Origin of the sequence: Frankia sp. R43, from assembly GCF_001306465.1 — a bacterium.
Taxonomy (GTDB): domain Bacteria; phylum Actinomycetota; class Actinomycetes; order Frankiales; family Frankiaceae; genus Parafrankia; species Parafrankia irregularis.
Window position 1 is genome coordinate 143,842 of sequence record NZ_LFCW01000005.1, and the last position, 16,048, is coordinate 159,889.

Annotated in this window: 11 protein-coding genes; 5 read left to right on the forward strand and 6 right to left on the reverse strand. The window is 69.4% G+C overall.

Annotation, left to right across the window (positions count from 1 at the left end; genetic code table 11):
- Nucleotides 1-133 precede the first annotated feature (133 nt).
- Both ACG83_RS21635 and ACG83_RS21640 read left to right on the forward strand, forming a co-directional pair.
- The gene (locus tag ACG83_RS21635) at nt 134-1,288 is read left to right on the forward strand and encodes a histidine kinase (RefSeq protein WP_054568078.1); all 1,155 of its coding nucleotides are present in this window, start codon (nt 134-136) and stop codon (nt 1,286-1,288) included.
- Nucleotides 1,276-1,935, forward strand: a complete 660-nt coding sequence (locus ACG83_RS21640; RefSeq protein WP_054568079.1) for a response regulator transcription factor — start codon at nt 1,276-1,278, stop codon at nt 1,933-1,935. Before ACG83_RS21635 ends, ACG83_RS21640 begins: the two co-directional genes overlap by 13 nt.
- A gap of 51 nt (nt 1,936-1,986) precedes the next feature.
- Here the strand turns inward: ACG83_RS21640 and ACG83_RS21645 are convergent, their stop codons facing one another.
- On the reverse strand, nt 1,987-2,976 hold the full coding sequence (locus ACG83_RS21645) for an SGNH/GDSL hydrolase family protein (RefSeq protein ID WP_083473440.1): 990 nt from the start codon (nt 2,974-2,976) through the stop codon (nt 1,987-1,989).
- 140 nt (nt 2,977-3,116) lie between these two features.
- Entirely contained in the window at nt 3,117-5,354 is a 2,238-nt protein-coding gene (locus tag ACG83_RS21650; RefSeq protein ID WP_054568080.1) for an efflux RND transporter permease subunit, read from the reverse strand.
- Between the two features lie 817 nt (nt 5,355-6,171).
- Between ACG83_RS21650 and ACG83_RS21655 the strand changes: the two genes are divergently transcribed.
- The 3 genes from ACG83_RS21655 to ACG83_RS21665 all read left to right on the forward strand — a co-directional run bounded on the left by ACG83_RS21655 (nt 6,172) and on the right by ACG83_RS21665 (nt 9,903).
- Entirely contained in the window at nt 6,172-7,449 is a 1,278-nt protein-coding gene (locus ACG83_RS21655) for a DUF2786 domain-containing protein (protein ID WP_063793186.1), read from the forward strand.
- A 345-nt stretch (nt 7,450-7,794) separates the two neighbouring features.
- On the forward strand, nt 7,795-8,766 hold the full coding sequence (locus tag ACG83_RS21660) for a nitronate monooxygenase family protein (protein ID WP_063793167.1): 972 nt from the start codon (nt 7,795-7,797) through the stop codon (nt 8,764-8,766).
- Between the two features lie 72 nt (nt 8,767-8,838).
- Complete coding sequence (locus ACG83_RS21665) at nt 8,839-9,903, forward strand: aldo/keto reductase (protein WP_054568082.1); 1,065 nt, start codon at nt 8,839-8,841, stop codon at nt 9,901-9,903.
- 45 nt (nt 9,904-9,948) lie between these two features.
- Here the strand turns inward: ACG83_RS21665 and ACG83_RS21670 are convergent, their stop codons facing one another.
- The 4 genes from ACG83_RS21670 to ACG83_RS21685 form a co-directional block, all read right to left on the reverse strand.
- Nucleotides 9,949-10,569 carry a hypothetical protein gene (locus tag ACG83_RS21670; protein ID WP_152991480.1) on the reverse strand — a complete coding sequence of 207 codons (621 nt, stop codon included), beginning with the start codon at nt 10,567-10,569 and terminating at the stop codon, nt 9,949-9,951.
- An 86-nt stretch (nt 10,570-10,655) separates the two neighbouring features.
- Entirely contained in the window at nt 10,656-11,915 is a 1,260-nt protein-coding gene (locus tag ACG83_RS21675; RefSeq protein WP_076832363.1) for a hypothetical protein, read from the reverse strand.
- Nucleotides 11,916-12,109: 194 nt separating this feature from the next.
- A complete protein-coding gene (locus ACG83_RS42640) occupies nt 12,110-12,877 on the reverse strand; it encodes an LGFP repeat-containing protein (RefSeq protein ID WP_158230842.1) in 768 nt (255 codons plus the stop codon).
- A gap of 321 nt (nt 12,878-13,198) precedes the next feature.
- Entirely contained in the window at nt 13,199-16,036 is a 2,838-nt protein-coding gene (locus ACG83_RS21685) for an AAA family ATPase (protein ID WP_083473443.1), read from the reverse strand.
- Between the last annotated feature and the right edge of the window lie 12 nt (nt 16,037-16,048).

Consider the following 16,048-nt stretch of genomic DNA (forward strand, 5'->3'; position numbering starts at 1 on the left):
CTGCCGTTGGTTCCAGCGTCTCCCGGGCGCGGGTGTGCGGGCCAGGGAGCGCACTCCCGAACGAGTGGTGTAGCGGGCTACACCTTCTTGGCGTCGGCCCGGTCCGCGGAATCCGATCCCCTAGCGTGGGCTTATGTGGAAGGCGATGCGGCTGGCCGGGCGGGCGACGGTCCAGCTGGGCGGGGCCGCGGTGATGGCCTTCGGGCTTTACATCTTCATCACGGTTCTGCTGATCACCGCCATGGGCACGCTCGCGGTGGTCGGGGCGTGGCTGCTGCCGGAAACGGTGTTGCTGATCCGCCGTATCGCCGGGGCCAAACGGCAGATGACGGCGGCGTGGACGGGCCGGGAGATCCCCGAGGCGTACCAGGCGATCACCGGCCCGCTGCGGCAGCGGCTACGTATCGCGGTCCAGGACCCTGGGACCCGCACCGATCTGCTGTGGATGCTCGCCTTCTACCTCTACGGTGCTCTGATCCTCCTCGCTCTGCCACTGTGGCCGCTCGGCCTGGTCGTCGACGGGGTGCGGTGCGGGTTGCTGCGCCGCGAAGCCGTGGTGCTTCCGCTGATCACCCGGCTCGCCGACCTGGAGGCTCGCTGGTCGCAGGCCCTGCTCAGGCCCGCCCCACGGGCACTGCTCGCTGCCCGGGTGCAGGAGCTCGCCGCCACCCGCACGGACGCGATCGCCGCGCACGAAGCTGAGCTGCGCCGCATCGAACGCGACCTGCACGATGGCGCTCAGGCCCGCCTGGTGGCCCTCTCCATGCGCATCGGCCTGGCCCAACGCGCCTACGACCGCGACCCCGACACCGCCCGCAGACTGCTCGCCGACGCCCAGGACCATGCCCAGGAGGCTCTTACCGAGCTACGGCACGTGGTGCGCGGCATCCACCCACCGATCCTGACCGACCGCGGTCTGGTCGGCGCTGTGCGGGCGCTGGCGGCGAGCAGCGGGCTGGACGTGACCGTTCACGTCGTGGGTGGTCTGGAGGAGGGGCCCCGTCCCCCGGCGGCGGTGGAGGCGGCCGCGTATTTCGCGGTGGCTGAGGCGCTGACCAACGCGGCCAAGTACAGCGGCGGTAGCCGGGCTACCGTGCGGCTGGAACGCCTGCGCGCCGGACTGCGTGCCGTCGTCCGCGACGATGGCGCCGGCGGCGTGGACGAGCACCGCGGCTCGGGCCTGCTGGGCATCCGCCGCCGCGTCGCCGCCCTGGACGGCGAGGTGACCGTGACCAGCCCGACCGGGGGCCCGACCGAGATCGAAGTGGAGCTGCCGTGCGTGTGGTGATCGCCGAGGACAACGCCCTGCTGAGAGAGGGGCTCGTCCTGTTGCTGAACTCGGCCGGGCACCAGGTTGTGGCCGTCGCCGGCAGCGGGCCCGAGATCCTGCCCGCTCTGCTCCGATACAGGCCGGACATCGCCGTACTGGACGTGCGGATGCCGCCGCACTTCCGCGACGAGGGCCTGCGCGCCGCCCGCGAGGCGCGGGAGACGATTCCTGGCCTGCCGGTCCTGGTCCTCTCCCAGTACGTCGAGGGGTCCTACGCCGCCGAACTGCTGGGCGGCGGAGCGAGCGGGGTCGGCTACCTGCTCAAGGACCGTGTCGGGCGGGTCGACGAGTTCCTCGACGCGCTGGAACGCGTCGCTGCGGGCGGCAGCGCCCTGGACCCGGAGGTGGTGACCGAGCTGATGACCCGCCGCCGCGACACGCCGATCGACTCGCTCACGCCGCGTGAGCGCGAGGTGCTGGAGCTGATGGCGGAAGGCCACGACAACAGCACCATCGCCAGGACGCTCGTCGTCACCGAGCGTGCGGTCCACAAGCACATCGGCAACGTGTTCCTGAAGCTGGGCCTGCCGCCCAGCGACAGCGGTCACCGGCGGGTGCTCGCCGTGCTCGCCTACCTCAACAGCCCGCAGAACACCCAGCCCTGAAGTCGTGGCCGTCCACGCCCGGTGTTCTCGGGGACCGGGGTTCCGTCAGGTTCATCCGATGGTGCCCAGGACGCGCAGAACAGCGTCGGCCATCCCCTGCTCGCCGCGTGCGTTGGGGTGGATGGCCGCGGCGGGGCTGCTCGGCACAAGAGGCTCGACCCAGCGGTCAGCCGCCGCCGAGCAGGCGTCGTGGCCTTCCGACGCCGAGTAGGTGTCGACGTACACGGCCCCGTTGGCCTCGGCCCGCTCGCGGAGTTCGGCGTTGAGCTGTTCCTCCTTCTCCCGCAGGTAGGTCATGTCGCCGGGGGCGAGGGACATCTCGCGCTCGCAGCCGGTGCTGTCGTCCGGCAGGATCGCCGGGTATCCGACGACGTAGACGCGGGCTTCGGGCGCTCGCTGTTCGATGTTCTTCAGCGCGTCCGTCAGCCGGCTGCCGGCGGCGTCGATCTTCCGCTGAACCTGGTCGCCGCCGGTCCCGGTGTAGAGCCGCGCACAGGGCATGTCATCGGGGATGTACTTGCCGCTGCCGAGGGCGTGGTACACGACCCCCATGCCGACGCACCGCTTGATCATCGTGCTGAAGCCGATGTCGTTGCCGCCGATTCCGAGGGTGACCAGACGGGTCTGGGCGGACAGGGCCGTGAGCTGGGCGGCGTTGGTGCCCTCGCCGGTCTCCTGGGACTCGGTGAGATCCGCGATGGTCGCGCCGCTGCAGCTCATGTCGCGGAAGTCGGTCGCCCGGATCCCGAGTTGGCGGGCAACGAGGGAGGGGTAGTTGTGGTCGGATCGGGCGCAGCCGGCCGGCGTGCCCGTCTGGCCCGGGATTCTCGGCCCTGCGGTGTAGGAGTCGCCGAGCGCGACGTACGGCCCCCTGGATGTGACGAGCGCTTCCACTGCCTTTTCGGGGGCGGTGAGCGCCTCCATTGCCTTTGTCGCGGAAGTACTGTCGTCGCCGTCGTGTCGTGTGACGCCAACCGCAGCGGCCAAGGCCCCGCAGGCAAGGAGAGCGCCGGCCGCGGCGGCGCGCAGCGCAGTGGTCATCAAGGTGTTGCGCCTTCCGTTTCGGGCGTGCCAGCGATGTTTGGCGCGGTCGGAGCCGCCGCCGGTCCGGCGGCCCCGGTCAGCGTGTGGCCGGACCAGTGGAGGCCGGCCGTCCCGCCGTTCCCCGGTCCGCGGTGACCTCAGCGGATGGGGAGGGGTTGTACGACCGGCTGGTCCGGCTCGGTCCGCATCACGTCGCTGGGCGGCGTGACCTTGTGGCTGAGCTTCTCGCCCTCGACGTCGATGTTCGGCAGCAGCCGGTTCAGCCATCGCGGCAGGTACCAGGCCTTGTCGCCCAGGAGTGACAGCACGGCCGGCACGATTGCCATGCGGACGACGAAGGCGTCGAAGAGGACGGCGATCGCGAGACCGAAGCCGATCATCTTGATCATCGACTCCTCGGCGCCGACGAAGCCGGAGAACACCGCGATCATGATCAGTGCGGCGGCGACCACCACACGGGCGCTGTGCCGGAAGCCGGAGACCACCGCCGGCTTGGCCGCATCCGCGTGGACGTAGGACTCGCGGATCCGGGAGACGAGGAAGACCTCGTAGTCCATCGCCAGGCCGAAGACGATGCCCACCAGAAAAATCGGCATCATGCTCATGATCGGGCCGGTGGTCTCGACGCCGAGCAGGCCCGCGCCATGGCCCTGCTGGAAGACCAGGACGACCGCACCGAGAGCGGCGAGCACCGAGAGCAGGAAGCCCAGTGCCGCCTTGACAGGCACGAGCAGTGAACGGAAGACCAGCAGCAGGAGCACGATCGCCAGTCCGACCACGACCGCCAGGTACGGGATGAGCGCGCCCTGCACCTTCTCGGCGACGTCGATGTCGAGCGCGGTCTTGCCGGTGACCTCGAAGCTCGCGCCGTCGGTCTTCGCCTCGATACCGGGCCGCTGGTCACGGATGCTTTTGACCAGGTCCTTGGTCTTCTCGTCCGTGGGGCTGGTGGACGGGATGGCGGAGAACACCGCCGTGTCACCGGCGGAGTTGAAGCGAGCCGAGGACACCGACACGACTCCGTCGGTGGCCCCGATATCCGTGGAGATCGCCGCCACGGCTGCCTTCGGGTCCGTGGCTCCGCTGGCGTCGACGACGATGGTCAGCGGGCCGTTGAAGCCGGCTCCGAACCCCTTGGCCAGATCGTCGTAGGCGCGACGCTCGGTGGTGGAGGCGGGTCTGGCCTCATCGCCGGGCATGCCCAGCTGGAGGTTCATGACCGGGGCGGCGACGACACCCAGGGCGACAACGGCCAGCAGCAGAACGGGCCACGGGCGGCGTACGACGATCCGTGCCCAGCGGGAGCCGCCGTTGTGCTGCTTGAGTTGCTTCCGGCGGTAGCGCTCGGAGTTCCTGCGGGCTCCGCGCGAGAGCACGGCGTTAGGCCAGAAGCCCAGCAGGGCCGGGACCAGCGTCAGGCAGACCAGCACGGACAGCAGCACCGCGCCGGCGGCAGCCAGCCCCATCTTGGTGAGCATCGGAATACCGACCACGAACAGCCCGCCGAGGGCGATGACGACGGTCAGCCCGGCGAAGACGACAGCCGAACCGGCCGTGCCCACGGCCAGCCCGGCCGCATCCCTCGGCGTATGTCCCTTGGCGCGCTCCTCCCGGTACCGGGAGACGACGAACAGGGCGTAGTCGATGCCGCAGGCCAGGCCGAGCATGGTGGCCAGGGTGCCGGTGCTGTCGGACAGGCCGAACGCGCTGGAGAGCGCCAGGATGCCGGTCATGCTGACGGCGACGCCAAGGATCGCCGTCAGCAGGGGAAGCCCTGCCGCGGCCATCGACCCGAAGGTGATCAGCAGCACCACAGCGGCCACGGCGATGCCGATTGCCTCTGTCGCCCCACCCGCCCCGGGCTGCTCGGCCAGGGCGTTCCCGCCGACGTCGACGGTCAGCCCGGCCTCGCGGGCCTGTTCGACGGCGTGCTCCAGGTGCATCTTGCTCGCGTCGGAGAGGTCGTCGGCGGCGACTTGGAAACTGACGGTCGTGTACGCCGTCGTGCCGTCGTCGCTCACCGCCCTCATCTGGAAGGGATCCACAGCACTGGCGACCTGCGTGCCGTCGGCCGCCTCGTCGACGAGGCGCTCGATGACCTTCCGGTTCTCTGCCGCGGTGACCTTCTCACCGCCGGGCGCGACGAACACGATCCGGGCGCTCGCGGCGTTCGCGACGGAGCCGGGGAAGCGCTGCTCCATCAGGTCGAATGCCTTCTGCGACTCGATACCTGGCGTGGTGAACCCCTCGTCCTTCGCGGTGGACGCCTGCGAGGCGGCGAAGCCGACGCCGCTCAGCACGGCCACCCACAACAAGGCGACGAACCATCGCCACCGGAAGGAGACATGGCCCAGGCGATAAAGGACAGTTGCCATGGCTGGAGCAGCCTCCGCATCAGCGCATCGGGTCGAAAACAGACTCGAAGAACCACCCACACGCATCCGGCCAGCTGAAGCGCCGGTGAGGAGTGCCCTTCGTCGTCTCACACGATTCCGCGAGACGGTCTTCGCCACGAGGGTGAGGACTCCCCAACCAGTGGTGTAGCCCGCTACACCACCGGGCACTCACTGGGCACTCACTGCGCTTCTGATTTCGAGGCTTCCATCAAGGGTTCACCTCATTCACCCTTCCAGCATTTTCCTCGCCTGTACCCGACGGATGGAAGTCGGTTCTTGGGCTTTCACCCCCCGGGCGTCACGCCCGGCGCATGGGTGCATGCGGCGCGCGCGCCAGGGCAGATACGGGCTCCCGACACAAGCCCGGAGAACTCACTCATCGACTACGAGACCGGGAAGGATCTCGATGGGTTCCGTCTGGCGTCCGCGCCATTGGTCGTGCGAGTCGGGCGTCGGTGACGGAGGTTCCGGCCGGCTACGCGCCTTTCAGAATCGACGAGACCACATAGTCGACGAGGAGCGGCCCACTCGTCCGCTTCCGGGCGCACTCCTGGGCGGTTGGCATACTTGGCAGCAGGTGCCACCACCGGAACCAGCCGGCCCGACGAACCGTTGCGAGGCGACCATCAGCACTCGCAGCCGCGAGAACCGCGAGAGGCGCAAGGCCAAGCAGCAGGCCCGCGAGGCGCGTGCCCGCGCGCAGGCCGACCACACAGGCAAGGCCGGTGACACAGGCCCTGCGGGGGATCCTGCGGGTCATTCAGGCCGGATCGATCAGGAGCATGACCACCGGACGATGCTCCGGGAGACCGCCGACATGGTGATCGCCGAGGCGCTGAACGCCCATGTCAACGGCATGGCCGCCACAGTGGCAGCACAGGTGCGGCACCTGGCCGCGGCGCCGGCCGGGTCGAGCGGGTACCAGGTCGTCAACCAGGCTCTCACCGGCTGGCTCGAACGCACGGTCAGCACTGCCTGGCGCCGCGGCTGGCAACCTGCGGACCTCCACCGCTTCGCCAGCCGCGAGGTCGGTAGCCGGTCGGCGCGCATGGCCGTCGACATCGTGGCCGCGATGATGCGTGGCTACGACGCCGCCACCGTTGACGAGCGGTGGGATGCGCAGCTGCGGGCCCTCGACGCCACCGTCTGGTGGGGCGATGACGAACTGCTGGACGCCTGGGGTACGCAGGGCACGCACGAGGGCCGCGGCCGAGCCGAAGTGATCCACGACGCCATCGAACTGATCATTCTGATCCACGGCCTGCCCACCATCCAGATGCTGGGGCCCCTGCCCGGAGCCGCACGGCGTGGTGCCCGCGGCCCCGTCGGCGATCCCCGTGTCCTGGACAAGGTCCGCGCGCTGCTGGCCAAGGCCGAATCGACCACCTTCACGGAGGAGGCCGAGGCCCTGACCAGCAAGGCCCAGCAGCTGATGGCCCGGTACAGCATCGATGACGCGCTGCTGGCGGCTCGCGGCTCGTCGGCGTCGGCGTCGGCGTCCGCGTCCGGGGACGAGCCGGATGCCAGCCGGATCGGCATCGGCAGACCGTATGAGGAACCGAAGGCCATCCTGCTGAACGTGATCGCCGAGGCGAACCGCTGCCGCTCGATCTGGGTGAGGAATTTCGGGTTCATGACGGTGATCGGGTACCCGAGGGATCTGGAGGCCGTGGATCTGCTCTACACCTCGCTGCTGGTGCAGGCGATCGCGGCGGTGACGCGGGCTGGCGGCCGCCAGGACCGGTACGGCCGGTCCCGGACCCGCGCGTTCCGCCAGTCCTTCCTCACTTCCTTCGCGACCCGGATCGGCGAACGACTCGCGACCGCGACGGAGCAGGCGGGTGCCGACGCCGCCGCCGCCTCGGGCGACAGCCGGCTGTTGCCGGCACTCGCCGCCCGCTACGACAGCGTTCGGGAGGCGGCCGAGAGGATGTTCCCCGAGGTCGTGGCGCGAACTGTGAACGCCACCGATGTGGAAGGGAGCGTCCTCGGCCGGGCCGCCGCCAACCTCGCCTCGCTCGCTGTCCGGGACGGGGTGGCCGACGCCGAGGCCAAAACCAACACCGACACCTGAGCGGGAGGAAGCGGAGATGCTGCCAGCCGGCAGCAACCGCGTCCTCCCCACCAGCCCGGGTGACCTGCTCGGTCGAACATGCATCGGCCCGCTGGGCTGCAGGCCGGGAGGCTCGGCCCGCCTCCGTCCCCGTCCGGCCCTGCCCTCCCTGCCCTCCCTGCCCCGAGGGCACAAGGTGCACTGAGATCGTTTGACACTGATGAGTGTCAATATGACAGTCGGAGGTACGACAGACCCGGCCGCCGGTTCGCATACAGCAGTCCTGCGCCGGATTCGCGGCACACGATACGAATCTCCGCCCCGGGGTTTCGCCGGAGGCCGGAGATTCTCGTCAGGGAGGCATCGATGGATCGTCCGCCTCGACTGTTCGAGGGACTCCGCCTTCCGCTGGTGTGTGCACCGATGTCCTACGTGTCGACCCTGTCTCTGACGCTGGCGTGTTGCCGCGCTGGCATCGTCGCCGGCTGGCAGGGCGGCCTGGTGCGCGACATCGACGAGTTCGCCCGCATCATCGACGCTCTGGTGGAGGCTGAGGAAGCCGCCCGCAGTGAGGGGCGCCTGTTCGCGCCGCCGGCCGTGAACCTGCCGGCTGGCTCGGCGATGGACGCCGGAGTCGGCGCGCGGCGCCTTGATCTGTGTGCGAAGGCCAAGATCCCGATCGTGATCTCCAGCGTCGGTGATCCCACCGAGATGGCCGGCCGTGTGCACGACTGGGGCGGCTATCTGATCCACGACGTCAGCACAGTCCGGCATGCGGAACGGGCGATCGCGGCAGGCGTCGATGGCCTGATGTTGACCTGCGCCGGCGCTGGTGGGCTCACGGGTCGCCTCACCCCGCTCGCGTTCGTGCCGAAGGTGCGGTCGATGTTCGACGGGGTGATCTTGGCTGGTGGCGGCATCGCGACAGGCGCCGGAATCGCCGGCGTGCTCGCGCTCGGCGCGGATCTCGCCGTCATGGGGACGCGTTTCATAGCCACGCACGAGTCAGGCGCGGTCGCCGGCCACAAGCAGATGATCGCCGATGTCGGCATGGCGGACATCGTCGCGTCCGACGCGATCACCGGTGTCGAGGCGAACTGGATCCGTCCTTCGATCGAGAGCGCCGTTGGAGGGTCCGGAGCGCCGCCGGCGGCGTGGGACCGGGGCCAACGCGTGACGTTGCGGGACGGAGTCCGCGCGTGGCGGGATGTCTGGAGCGCCGGCCAGAGCGCGGGCCTGATCGACGACGTACCGACGGTGGCCGTGGTCGTCGACCGGCTCGCCTGGGAGTTCGAGACGGCGACGAGGCCCGAGGCGTGGCGCGCTCGCCTGCCGTGACGGTGCCAGCCGCGCGCCTTCCGCGTGCCGCGAACCCGAACCGTAGGAAGCTGGAAAACAGGAGGCTTCACCATGGAATACCGGCGGCTCGGTCGGACCGGTGTCGAGGTCAGCGCCCAGTGTCTCGGCGCGATGATGTTCGGCGCGATGGGCAACGCCGACCACGATGACAGCGCACGGATCATCAACCGGGCGCTCGATGCGGGGGTCAACTTCATCGATACCGCTGACGTCTACTCCCGCGGCGAGAGCGAGACGATCGTCGGCAAAGCCATCAAAGGCCGACGGGACCACGTGGTGCTTGCCACGAAGGTTTTCAGCCCGATGGGCCGTGATCGCAACATGCGGGGCGGCTCGCGACGTTGGATCATCCGGGCGGTCGAGGACAGCCTGCGCCGGCTCGACACTGACCACATCGACCTCTACCAGGTGCACCGCCACGACTGGGACACCGACCTGGAGGAGACGCTCGGCGCGCTGACAGACCTGGTCCGTGCCGGCAAGGTGCGCTACCTGGGCTCGTCCTCCTATCCGGCGGACTGGATCGTGGAGGCGCAGTGGGCCTCCCAGCGCCGCGGCTTCGAGCGGTTCGTCTGCGAGCAGCCGCAATATTCGATCTTCGCCCGGTCGATCGAAAACGCGGTCCTTCCCGCATGCCAGCGGCACGACATCGGCGTCATCCCGTGGAGCCCACTCGCCGGCGGCTGGCTTACCGGCAAGTACCAGCGTGACGCACCGGCGCCCGCCGGCTCGCGTTTCTCGCCCGAGGGAATCTCCGCCCGGCGGCGGCAGACCCGGTTGGAGGACGACCCGACGTCGCCGGCCCGCTTCAGTGCCGTCGAGCGTCTCCAGAAGATCGCCGACGGAGCCGGGCTGAGCCTCACTCACCTGGCGCTCGCGTTCGTCGCCAGCCATCCGGCGGTCACCTCGGTCATCATCGGCCCGAAGACGGCCGCCCAGCTCGACGACGTGCTCGGAGCCGCGGACGTACATCTCGACGCATCGACATTGGACGCAATTGACGAGGTGGTCGCACCCGGCACAGACCTCGCCGGAATCGACCATCTGGACGGTAACCCGTCGCTGAGCCCCCACCTGCGCCGACGCGTCCGAAATCACGCGGGACCCGCGCGGTGACCGCGCCGCGCGCGGACCGCCGTGAATTCCAGGTCTGCGGCGTTGTCAGGTGAGGGCGACAGTAAGGCCGATCACGATCGCGGCCAACAGCAGCGTTCCGAGGAGGACCAGGACCAGTGGGTGCGCCGGTCTGGACCGGCTCGGTGGCGTGGACTGGCTCGGTGGGATGGACCGGCTCGGTGGGATGGACTGGCTCGGTGGCGTGACCGCAGGCGGCTGATCGCGGGAACCTGGGTTCTGGCGGGCGTCGGCGTCCAGTTCGGTTCGCTCGGCCGCGCCCAGCGGCACGGCGTGGCTGGACAGGACACCATCGTTGCCAGACTCGTCCCGCAGGAATTCCTGAAGGCTCGCGAGCAGGGTCGCGTGCGCTCGATCCCATTCCCGATCGGTCACCGGCAGGTGCTCGTGTCTGCCTCGGACCGCATACCCCTCCACCATGGGGATGGGCCGGCCGTGCCGGTCACGAATGAACGGCGCCTCCGTCTCGCCCGTTCCTTCGTCCCGGGCGGTGACCACACGATAGACCAGGGAAAAAACGTCGCCGGCCTGCGTCTGGACAACCCGCAGCCGGGTGTCGTGCGTGTTCACACCCGGACCGATCTCCGCCGCGACGAAAAGGATTCCGGCTTCGCCGGCGGCCCGCAGAAAATCGGGGGCGACGATCACACGATAACCCAGCCGGCGTCCCCGGCTCACCAGAAACGGCCAGGCGTCCATTTCATGTCCGGGCGGCCTGCCCATAACGTCGCTCATCACGCGGACCTGCCGGGCCGGACGAGAGGACGCTTTTCCAGCGCCGAAACCAGGTTCCAGCCTGGATATCCCTGGTCGAAGTCCGCTACCCGCTCCGCGAAGGACAGCAGCAAGGATCGCAGCACGGTGGCGGAGTTGGCGGCGATCGGACCGAGCCGGTGCAGCATCTCCTCGACCTCATGGCGGTCCTCAGAAATCGTTCCAGGACCCGTACTCGTACTCCTGGCCAGCATCTCTACCAGGTACTCGACCAGCGGCTCGCTGATGTCCGCCGCCTGCCGGCCCAGAGCAAGGCCGATCACGACCTGTAGGGGCCGACCGGCGATCCGCAGCGTCTCGCCGCCTAACCAGCGGATCCGCTGACCGGCCTGCCGGCGTCGGCGTCGCCGGGCCGCCCGCCGGAGTCCGCGCAGCGTCCGCGGGCTCAACGACGCGAAGACCTGTTCAACACGGTCCGGAAGGATGGCGGACAGTGGCACGTCGAGATTGATCGGGTGCGGCTCGACATCCGCCCGCTTCGTCATGACGTCGACGCCGTCCGGCTCCGTCGTCAGCTCCGCGACACCTCGACCCAACACCGACACCGGGATCAGCCGCACACCGCCGGCCATCGGTTCACCGCGCACGGCCACCGGACGCCGGGCCCGTACCATTCCGCGGACGAAACCCACATCGAGAAGCCGGTCCCGTACCTCGGCCAGACTGTAGCCCGCGTCGGCCAGCAGATCCCACTTGGTGACCAGCAGGTGGACCGGGCAGGACGTCGCCTGTACCCGCTGGACGGTCGGCCGAAGTTTCGTCCGCAGGTAGTCCTCGCCTCGCTCCTCGCCACGCAGCACAGCCAGCAGCTCGCGGCCGTCGATCATCGCCAGCAACGCGTCCGCGCTGGTGAGGGTCTTCTCGAGCAGGTCGCGCTGCTCCTCGGCGCCCTCGGGCGTCTCCGTCAGGTACTCGCCGGGATAGTCGACGTAGCGGATTCGCATAATCGGGAACGGTGATCCGCCAATGGGCACGAAGCAGGTGAACTCGATCTCGGGCTTCACCCACCTCGTCGATTCGGGCCACTCCGAGCCAGGCTTCCGGATCACCTCGGCCAGCGGATTGAGCCATTCCGTCGTCGCCATGTCGGTGGATATGTAGTAGCCACGTCCGTCTGGATCGGATTCCAGGCTCTCGAAGAGCGCGGCCAGGTAGGCGGTCTTACCCGCACCCTGCGCCCCCACCACCACGATGGTGAACTGAGCTACGTCCTTAGCCATCCGCTTCCCCAGCGTCGAGGCCAGGCCGCTTCCATCGCACCGAGCCAGGAATCGTGCCCGACCATGGTACCCGTATCGTCCGCACAACGCCCTCTTCGTTCCGCCTTCAGCGGCCTGAGCCCCCGAAGGACCGGCTGGGGTCGGGCCCTGGAACAGGACGGGCCCGACCGTCGGCCGATCACGGGAGTCCCTTGCTAGGGAGCCTTGGACATTCCGAAGTAGATCTTGTAGTTCCCTCCGTCACCCTCGATCAGAGGAGATGCGATCTTGAATGCCACCTGTCGCTCAAGTGAATTTTGGGTGCGTGCCGCAAGAAGGACCATGTCCTTCGGCGAAAGGGCGATCGTGGTCGGGGGGCCGATCAGGTCGTCACCCAAGCCGAGGAGCTTGCCCAGCTCGTCGGCGATGGCGGGCTTAAGCGCCCCCAGTATGGGGCCGGCCGCAGCCGACAGTATTGGGCCGACGGCGGGAACGACCGCGAGAAGCGCCGTCACACCGGCGCCGGCGACCGATGCCACGCCCTGCATGATCTCCTTGTAGTTCTCCGGGTTTCCGTTGTCGTGCTCGATGAGCTGCGCGACAATCGTCATCCCGCGCGGCTGCCCTCGATAGAGCTCCACCTGGTCAGGTCGCGTATCACCCCCATCGACATCGTTGTAAATTTGCGAACGCAGAGACAGCGGCGGACTTCCGGGTACGGCGACAGCCATTGTCACATAAGGTTCGTCTGACCCCGATCCGCTGGTTGTCGCGAAACAGTTCAGACCTTGGAAGTGAACGAAGATCTCGCCTATGTCGATTGCCCCGACGTCCGGCCACCAGTAGATGGATCCTCTCTCGAAGACGCTGACACGACCGCCCTCAGAAAAGTCCATCTCATCTGTGACCGGGTTTCCGAGGAATGATCCAGGACCACCGATGGACAGCCACCTGTCCCGTATGGCGCCAATGACCTCGGGCATCTTCCCGCTCCCTTCCTGGAACCCGCCTACCGAAGGCCGGACCGCGATCACCACGGCCTGTCGACCAGGCGCCGACTGTGGCATGCCGGGCATTCGCTGCGCGTCGGGTGTTTCCCTACGCGGGTGCCGTGACAGACCCTCGGCAAGGGTTCACCCGGTGCCGGCGGTGCCGCCGATGCCCAGCTCGCGAGCGGGGGCGACCGCCCGGAACGTGGCATTCGGTCAGCGTTGATGTCGTCCCCAGGACCGGCAGCACTCGACGAGATGGGTCCGTTCCACGGCTCGACGGTGGCCGGCCTGGAGTCGGCGCGCCGGGGTTTCCTATGCCTCCGGTGGCTGGCCCTTCGTCCGTCTCTCCGCCAGCCATACGCCCAGCTGAGCTCGGGACCGAATCCCGAGTTTGCGGTAGGCCCGGGACAGGTTGGCCTCGACGGTCTTGGGGCTGATGGTGAGCGCGGCGGCCACCTCGCGGTTGATCAGCCCGCTGGCGGCCAGCTCGGCGACGCGTTCCTCCGTCGGAGTCAACTCGTCGACCGGACCCGGACGCGAGCCCAACCTGTCCAGCTCGGCCCGGGCGTTGTCGGCCCATCGGCGCGCCCCGACGACATCGAAAGCGCGTACGGCCTCCCCCAGCGTCACCCTGGCCGCCTGCCGCTCATTGCGGCGGCGCTGCAGCTTTCCCAACAGCAGCAAGGTGCGGGCCCGGTCATAAGGCAGGGGCAGCCGGTCGTGGACGACAAGTGCCCGCTCGAAATCCGACCGCGCGGCGTCGAGATCACCGCGGGCCGCTGCCAGCAGGCCCCGGATCCGGGCCCCGACCGCTTCGGCCCAGGTCTGGTCGGGGCCGCGGCCGCTGGCTTCAAGCTGATCCGCCAAGGGCTCGGCCTCGTCCAGGCGACCGAGGACGATGAGCGCCTCGGCGGCGTCGGGGAGGAAGGGCACACAGGCCGGTTCACAGACGCCCATCTCGGCCATCGCCGTCGCGGCGGGCGCCAGCCAGCGACCCGCCGCCGAGTGATCCCCAACCGACAGTGCGAGCGTGCCGAGCGTCGCCTGCGCGAACAGGGCGCCGGGGAGCATCCCGAATTTCGCGAGGGAAACCGCCGCCTCCTCGCCCGCGGCCTGTGCCTCGTCAACCCTCCCCGTCCATGCCGCCACCTGCGCCTGGGTAGCGAGCGCAAGTGCCCGGACGTGCTCGGTCCCGATCATGAGCGCTCGGTCGGTCACCTCGACGGCGAGCCGCTGCGCCGTCTCGACATCGCCGGACCACAACGCAGCGGCGGCGGCTTGGAACGAAAGGAACCACAAGCCGATTTCCTCACCCTGCTGCAGACACCGCTCACGTATCGCCATCAGTCCGGCCCGAGCCTCACCGACCCGGCGGGTCCACAGGTGCACCATGGCCGCGTGCAGCGCCGGCCACCGCATCGCGTGATTGCGCCGGTTCCGGTCCTCCAGCGCCAGCGCCCGAGCCAGGGCGACGTCGTCGACGCCTTGACCGGCCAGGAAACGGACGAACACCGAGGCGCCCAGGGCCTCGGCGAGCAGGCCGTCGTCACCGACCTGCTCGGCATCCTGCACCGCGACCACCGCATACGTCTGGGCGTCGCTCACGCTCCCGCCGTTCGTGAGCGCTATCTGGAGTTCCACCGCGATCTCGGCCCGCAGCCGGGGATCGTCGCCGGCGTCGTCGAACGCCCGCCGCAGAGTTCGAACGGCCTGGGCGTAGTCGTCAATCTGGTAGAAGATCGTGGCCATCAGGGCAAGCGCCTCGGCTCGCACTGCGCCCGGGTCGAGCAGATCGACCGCCGGCTCCAGTAGATCCCGGGCCCGCACAGGGTCGCCCGCGTGCAGGTGGTCCCGTGCTGCCTGGACCCGCCGCGGTGTCTCGTCGGCGCCCAGGCCGATGGCCAGTTCCAGGAGTTCGGCTGCCGCTGACGCCGCGCCGCGCCGCCGCGCCTGGCCGGCAGCCGCATCAAGTGCGCGCACCGCCTCGGCCTCCGGGCCGGTGACGGCGAGCGCCAGGTGGCGTGCCCGCTCCTCGACGTCGTCGACCAGCTCGCTCAGCTGCCTGTGCAGCGCCCGCCGCGTGGTGGGGGACGCCTCGGTGTAGACGCCGCTGGCCAGCAGTGGATGCGTGAACCGTGCGTAGCCGCCGGACAGCTCGACCACCCCCGCATCCTCGGCGGCGCCGAGCGACTCGGCGGCGTCCACACCCCCACAGACCCGTTCGACCAGGTCGAGGCGAGGTACCGCGAGGGCGCTCACCACCAGCAGCGCCTGCCGCACCCCCGGGTCCAGGGAACCGATGCGGTCCCGGACCACCGCCCGAAGACTGTCCGGGAAGCCAGTCAGCGCCGAACCCCGCTCCTCCAGCGACCGGGCGAGCTCCAGCGCGTAAAACGGGTTGCCGCCCGAAGCCTGAGCGATCCGCAGCATCACCGGCCGCGGGAACGAACGCCCCAGGTTCTCCAGCAGGACGTGATGCAAGGCACCCAGGTCAAGCGGAGCTACATCGATGTGCCACAGCCGCGCCTGGTCGCGGGGACGAATCTCGCCCCGCCGGTCCGCCCGATCGCCGTCCCGATCGCCGTCCCGACCAGCCGTCAGCGTGACGACCGGCCCGCAACATCGCCGCACCGCGAATGCGATCGCCCGACGGGTCGACTCGTCCAACCACTGGACGTCGTCCACCGCCACCAGCACCGGCGCCCTGCCAGCCAGCCGCTCAAGCACGGACAGAAAAGCGGCCGCCACCGCCCGGAGCTCGGCCGGAGGACCGTCCTCTTCGGTGTCTGCCCCTCGCAACAGCGCCGCATCCAGCGCCCGTCTCTGCGGTCCCGGCAACGACGCAAGGTTCCCGGCACCGACCTCGGCGAGCAGATCGGAGAGCCCCGCATAGCTCAGGCGCACCTCGGCAGCCGCAGCGCGACACGCCAGCACCGTGAATCCCCGAGCTACCGCGACCGCGACGCCTGCATCCCACACCGTCGTCTTCCCGATCCCGGCCTCACCCCATATCGCCAGGACCGCCGGACCGTCCGCCACCCCGTCAAGAAGCCGGGTGACCGCCGTCAACTCTCGCTCCCGACTGAAAATCCCCCGTGTCACGCCCCGATTCTGCCGCCCTTCACAACAGAGCCCAAGCAGCGCGCCCATTGGGCGTGCGGA

Excerpts from the sequence above, each read along its gene's own strand:
- ACG83_RS21635 (WP_054568078.1), top strand. The coding sequence starts at position 134 with ATGTGGAAGGCGATGCGGCTGGCCGGGCGGGCGACGGTCCAGCTGGGC.
- ACG83_RS21645 (WP_083473440.1), bottom strand. The coding sequence starts at position 2,976 with ATGACCACTGCGCTGCGCGCCGCCGCGGCCGGCGCTCTCCTTGCCTGC.
- ACG83_RS21650 (WP_054568080.1), bottom strand. The coding sequence starts at position 5,354 with ATGGCAACTGTCCTTTATCGCCTGGGCCATGTCTCCTTCCGGTGGCGA.
- ACG83_RS21655 (WP_063793186.1), top strand. The coding sequence starts at position 6,172 with ATGCTCCGGGAGACCGCCGACATGGTGATCGCCGAGGCGCTGAACGCC.
- ACG83_RS21660 (WP_063793167.1), top strand. The coding sequence starts at position 7,795 with ATGGATCGTCCGCCTCGACTGTTCGAGGGACTCCGCCTTCCGCTGGTG.
- ACG83_RS21665 (WP_054568082.1), top strand. The coding sequence starts at position 8,839 with ATGGAATACCGGCGGCTCGGTCGGACCGGTGTCGAGGTCAGCGCCCAG.
- ACG83_RS21675 (WP_076832363.1), bottom strand. The coding sequence starts at position 11,915 with ATGGCTAAGGACGTAGCTCAGTTCACCATCGTGGTGGTGGGGGCGCAG.
- ACG83_RS42640 (WP_158230842.1), bottom strand. The coding sequence starts at position 12,877 with ATGCCCGAGGTCATTGGCGCCATACGGGACAGGTGGCTGTCCATCGGT.
- ACG83_RS21685 (WP_083473443.1), bottom strand. The coding sequence starts at position 16,036 with ATGGGCGCGCTGCTTGGGCTCTGTTGTGAAGGGCGGCAGAATCGGGGC.